This window comes from Kitasatospora sp. NPDC093558 (assembly GCF_040683475.1).
Taxonomy (GTDB): domain Bacteria; phylum Actinomycetota; class Actinomycetes; order Streptomycetales; family Streptomycetaceae; genus Kitasatospora.
This window is the reverse complement of record NZ_JBFBDY010000582.1, coordinates 1-3,882: the sequence shown is the minus strand read 5'-3', so window position 1 is coordinate 3,882 and position 3,882 is coordinate 1. Positions and strand designations below refer to the sequence as shown.

Genomic DNA, 3,882 nt, shown 5'->3' with positions numbered 1-3,882 from the left:
GGCCCCTGGGTACCTCCGTGGCTCAGCTCCTCGGCCCTCCGCAGGCTCCGCGACGAGCTGCAGACCGCGGCCCGAACAGCTGCGCCGCTGCATGACCGCCCGCACCAGCACACCGCGGCGGCAGCCCTTCGCGCCCTCGCCCGCTGGAACCGGCTCCAGGCGGACGCCGCGTCGTGCGCCGGTGTCCTGATGGCCTATCCCTTCCAGGACCGGGCGGTCATCGAGGCCGCCCTGTCCGTGAAGGGAGAGGACCGGGGGAGTCCGTTCGAGTTCAAACCGCTGCTGACCTCGGCCATGCGCGGCATCGTCCCCGACCCGCTCCTCACCCGGCGTACCAAGGGCGGATACAGCGCCGACGACCATGCGGCCGCCAAGCTCCACCGGCAGGGCCTCGCCGTGCTCCTGCGGCGCGACTCGGCCCTCGCCGACCACGGCCTGATCGACCCGGCACCACTCGCCGACGCAGTAGCGTCCTGGCAGCACACCGACTCCGTCCCCGAGTTGCTGCTCCTCCTGACCCTGAACGCCGAGATCTGGCTTCGCACGGCCGAAGGCCGACCCCTCACCCAGGAGACCCGAACCCATGCCCACGCTCACCTCCGGCACCCGAGTGCTGACCGACCCGACGACCGGTCGGGGAAGCCTCGTCACCGCCCCGGGAACGGTGGTCCAGCTGAACGCCACCGCCGCCCAGGTCCTTGAAGTCCTGGCCGCCAGCGGAGACCTCGAACAGGTCTGCAGCGTTCTGCGGGCGCGCTTCCCCCACGTCCCCGAGTCCGTCATCCGCCGCGACATCGACACCCTGCTCGACAGCCTGCGTAAGCACGGGGCGGTGGCCGGAGCATGAGCGTCACCGTCGCCCTACCGTCACCCGTTCGCCTGACAGTCCGCCAGCGGCTGCGCGCCCGATGGGCTGCATGGCGGGCCCACCGGGTCATCTGCGCACGCGATCCGGACGACCGTCTTCGCGTGGTCATGGCCCGGCTCGTCCGCGATCCCGGCCGGCCCTCCAGCGCGGCAGAGGCCGAGCATGCGGTACACGCCGTCACAACAGCGCGGCTGCGGCTCGGCGGAACCAAGGCGTGCCTTGAACGCGCGCTCGCAGCCCTGCTCTACGCCCGCTCCTACGGGCACATCTCGGTGCTGGTGATCGGGATCAGGCCCGGCACCGCCGACATCCACGCCTGGCTCGAAGCCGAGGGCCGGCCCGTCGCCGAACCCTTCGACCCGCGTCCCGCCTACCTTCCCATCACCGTCTACACGCCCGGAGCCAACCCGTGACCACGACCGAACCGACCACCTGGCAGGGCGCCGCCGACCGCCTCGTCGACGACCTCCGCGCCAAGGGAGCCGTCCGTACTGAGCAGGTGGCCGCCGCCATCCGCGCCGTCCCACGGCACCTGTTCATCACCGGGCACTACACCGGCCCGGACGGACGGTTCACCGCGGTCGACCCCGGCGAGTCGGCCGAGGAGTTCCTCGCCCTCGCCTACTCCGACCGCGGCATCATGACCCACGTCCCGCAGGACCCGGCCCGGACCCACTCCAGCACCTCCCAGCCCTCGATCGTCGCAAAGATGCTGGAGGCCGCCGACGTGTCCCCCGGCATGCGCGTCCTGGAGATCGGCGCCGGCACCGGCTGGAACTCCGCCCTCATCGCCGCCATCACGGGCACCGAGGTCCTCACGGTGGAACACTCGGAGGTTGTCGCGGACGAGGCCCGCACCGCCCTCTCCCGCGCGGCCGTCACGAACGTGCGAGTGCACACCGGGGACGGCTACCACGGGCTCCCCGGATACCGGTTCGACCGGATCATCGTGACCTGCGGCATCGCCGGCATCGCCCCGGCCTGGTTCGACCAGCTCACCGACACCGGCTTCATCCTCGCCCCGCTCGCCCACGGCGGCATGCACCCGATCACCCGGATCCCGTTGCCCGGCTCCGGCGACGAGCCCACCGGTCAACTGGTCACCATCGCCGACTTCATGACGGCCGCAGGCCCGCTCTACGGCGACCTCCGCACCTCGCCCGCCACCCGCAGCGTCACCTTTCCCACGCCCTCCGGCCCGCTCGACGCCCCGTTCCCCACCGACCTGACGCGCGATACCTTCGCCGACCTGTGCACGTACCTGGCCGGCCACGAACCCTGGGTGACCTGCGCCTCGACCGCGGACGGCACGTACGGCGGCTGCGCGGTCGTCAACGCGGACGAAACCGCCGCCGTGTTCATCCAGCCGAACGGCATCCACCCGAGCGACGACACCCCCTCCACACTGGACCTGGCCAAGGCGACGGCCAAGCACGTCGCGAGCTGGGAGCACCGCGGCCGCCCAGCCCTTCAGAGCTGGACCTGCCGCCTCCACCCCGCCGGCCTCGCCGACCAGCCGATCTGGGCACCCGGCTCCTGGACATGCGGGTGAGAAGCCCGTCGCCCTCCGCGAGTGGGAAGTCTCCGGCCGTAACGGCCGGAGACCTCGGCGGTTTTGCCCAAGCGCCTTCGTCAAACCTGGTAGCGCTCCGGCGCGAGCAGGTGCAGGTGCCCGGCGACCCACTCCGACGTGCGGCGCAGCCCCTCGTCCAGGCTCACCAGGGGTTCCCAGCCCGCCAGTTCGCGTGCCTTGCGGTTGTCGGACAGCAGCCGCTCGACCTCGCTGCCGCCGGGGCGCAGCCGGCTCGGGTCGACGACGATCTCGGCGTCCCGGCCGGAGGCGACGATCATCGCCTTGGCCAGGTCGCCGATCGACACCTCGCTGCCGGTGCCGAGGTTGACGACCTCGCCGAGCGCGCGGTCGGCCCGGGCGACGGCCAGGAAGCCCTCCGCAGTGTCGGTCGCGTAGGTGAAGTCGCGGGTCGGCGTGGTCGAGCCGAGCCTGATCTGCCGGGCGCCGGAGTGGAGTTGGGCCAGCACGGTGGGGATCACCGCGCGCGCCGACTGGCGCGGGCCGTAGGTGTTGAACGGGCGCACCACCGCGACCGGAAGTTCGAAGGCGTGCCAGTAGGACAGCGCCATCATGTCCGCGCCGATCTTCGAGGCCGAGTACGGCGACTGCGGCTGCAGCGGGTGCCGCTCGTCGATCGGCGCGGTGATCGCCGTCCCGTACACCTCGCTGGTGGAGGTGTGCACCAGACGCGCGCCGTGGCGCAGGCACGCGGCGGCGACGTTCTGCGTGCCGACGACGTTGGTCTGCACGTACGCCTCGGGCGCCTGGTAGCTGTACGGGATGCCGATCAGCGCGGCGAGGTGGAAGACGGTGTCGCAGCCGGCGACCGCGTCCAGGACCCGGTTCGCGTCCCGCACGTCACCCGCCACCATCTCGACGGGGCTCGCGGGGTCGGCCAGGTAGCGGGCGAGGTAGCCGCGCTCGGCGTACGGCTTGTAGTGCACCAGGGCCCGCACCCGGGCGCCGCGCTCGACCAGCAGGTCGACCAGGGTGCTGCCGATGAAGCCCTCGGCGCCGGTGACCAGCACGGTCCGCCCGCTCCAGTCCTGCTGCGCGGTGTGGTTGAGGTTGGTCATGACTGTCCTCCAGGTGTTCGGAATCGGGTGGTCAGCGGGGGGAGAGGGGAGCGGGGGCGGGCGCCCGCCCGATCACGCGCAGCACCTTCGCCGCGAGCAGGTCCGCGGCGCGCGCGTGGTCGCCCGGCTCGGCCGCGTCCGCCATCGCCGCGAGCCGCCGCGGATCGGCGAGCAGCGGATCCACCAGCTGCGCCAGGCGCTCGCCGGTGCACTCCTCGTCCGCCAGCAGCAGGCCGGCGCCCGCGTCCGAGAGCACCCGCGCGTTGTGCGTCTGGTGGTCGTGCGGCGCGTGCGGGTAGGGCACCAGCACGGCCGGCATCCGCACGCTCGACAGCTCGGCGACGGTCGCCGCGCCCGCCCGGCAC

The 3,882-nt window shown here is 72.7% G+C and carries 6 protein-coding genes; 4 read left to right on the top strand and 2 right to left on the bottom strand.

Going from position 1 to position 3,882, the window contains the following annotated elements:
- From AB0O00_RS31885 to AB0O00_RS31870, 4 genes are all read left to right on the top strand, one after another.
- Positions 1 to 702: asparagine synthase-related protein (locus AB0O00_RS31885; protein WP_363657702.1), on the top strand; the 702-nt coding region annotated here is incomplete at its 5' end.
- On the top strand, positions 665 to 847 hold the full coding sequence (locus tag AB0O00_RS31880) for a PqqD family protein (RefSeq protein ID WP_363657700.1): 183 nt from the start codon (positions 665 to 667) through the stop codon (positions 845 to 847). The genes AB0O00_RS31885 and AB0O00_RS31880, both read left to right, overlap by 38 nt.
- Positions 844 to 1,281 carry a lasso peptide biosynthesis B2 protein gene (locus AB0O00_RS31875; RefSeq protein ID WP_363657698.1) on the top strand — a complete coding sequence of 146 codons (438 nt, stop codon included), beginning with the start codon at positions 844 to 846 and terminating at the stop codon, positions 1,279 to 1,281. The genes AB0O00_RS31880 and AB0O00_RS31875 overlap by 4 nt, the downstream gene beginning before the upstream one ends.
- The gene (locus tag AB0O00_RS31870) at positions 1,278 to 2,420 is read left to right on the top strand and encodes a protein-L-isoaspartate O-methyltransferase (RefSeq protein ID WP_363657696.1); all 1,143 of its coding nucleotides are present in this window, start codon (positions 1,278 to 1,280) and stop codon (positions 2,418 to 2,420) included. The genes AB0O00_RS31875 and AB0O00_RS31870 overlap by 4 nt, the downstream gene beginning before the upstream one ends.
- Before the next feature lie 80 nt (positions 2,421 to 2,500).
- Here AB0O00_RS31870 and AB0O00_RS31865 read toward each other — a convergent pair whose 3' ends face one another.
- Both AB0O00_RS31865 and AB0O00_RS31860 read right to left on the bottom strand, forming a co-directional pair.
- Positions 2,501 to 3,517, bottom strand: a complete 1,017-nt coding sequence (locus tag AB0O00_RS31865; protein WP_363657694.1) for an SDR family NAD(P)-dependent oxidoreductase — start codon at positions 3,515 to 3,517, stop codon at positions 2,501 to 2,503.
- A gap of 31 nt (positions 3,518 to 3,548) precedes the next feature.
- A partial coding sequence (locus AB0O00_RS31860; RefSeq protein ID WP_363657692.1) for a glycosyltransferase occupies positions 3,549 to 3,882 on the bottom strand: 334 nt, incomplete at its 5' end.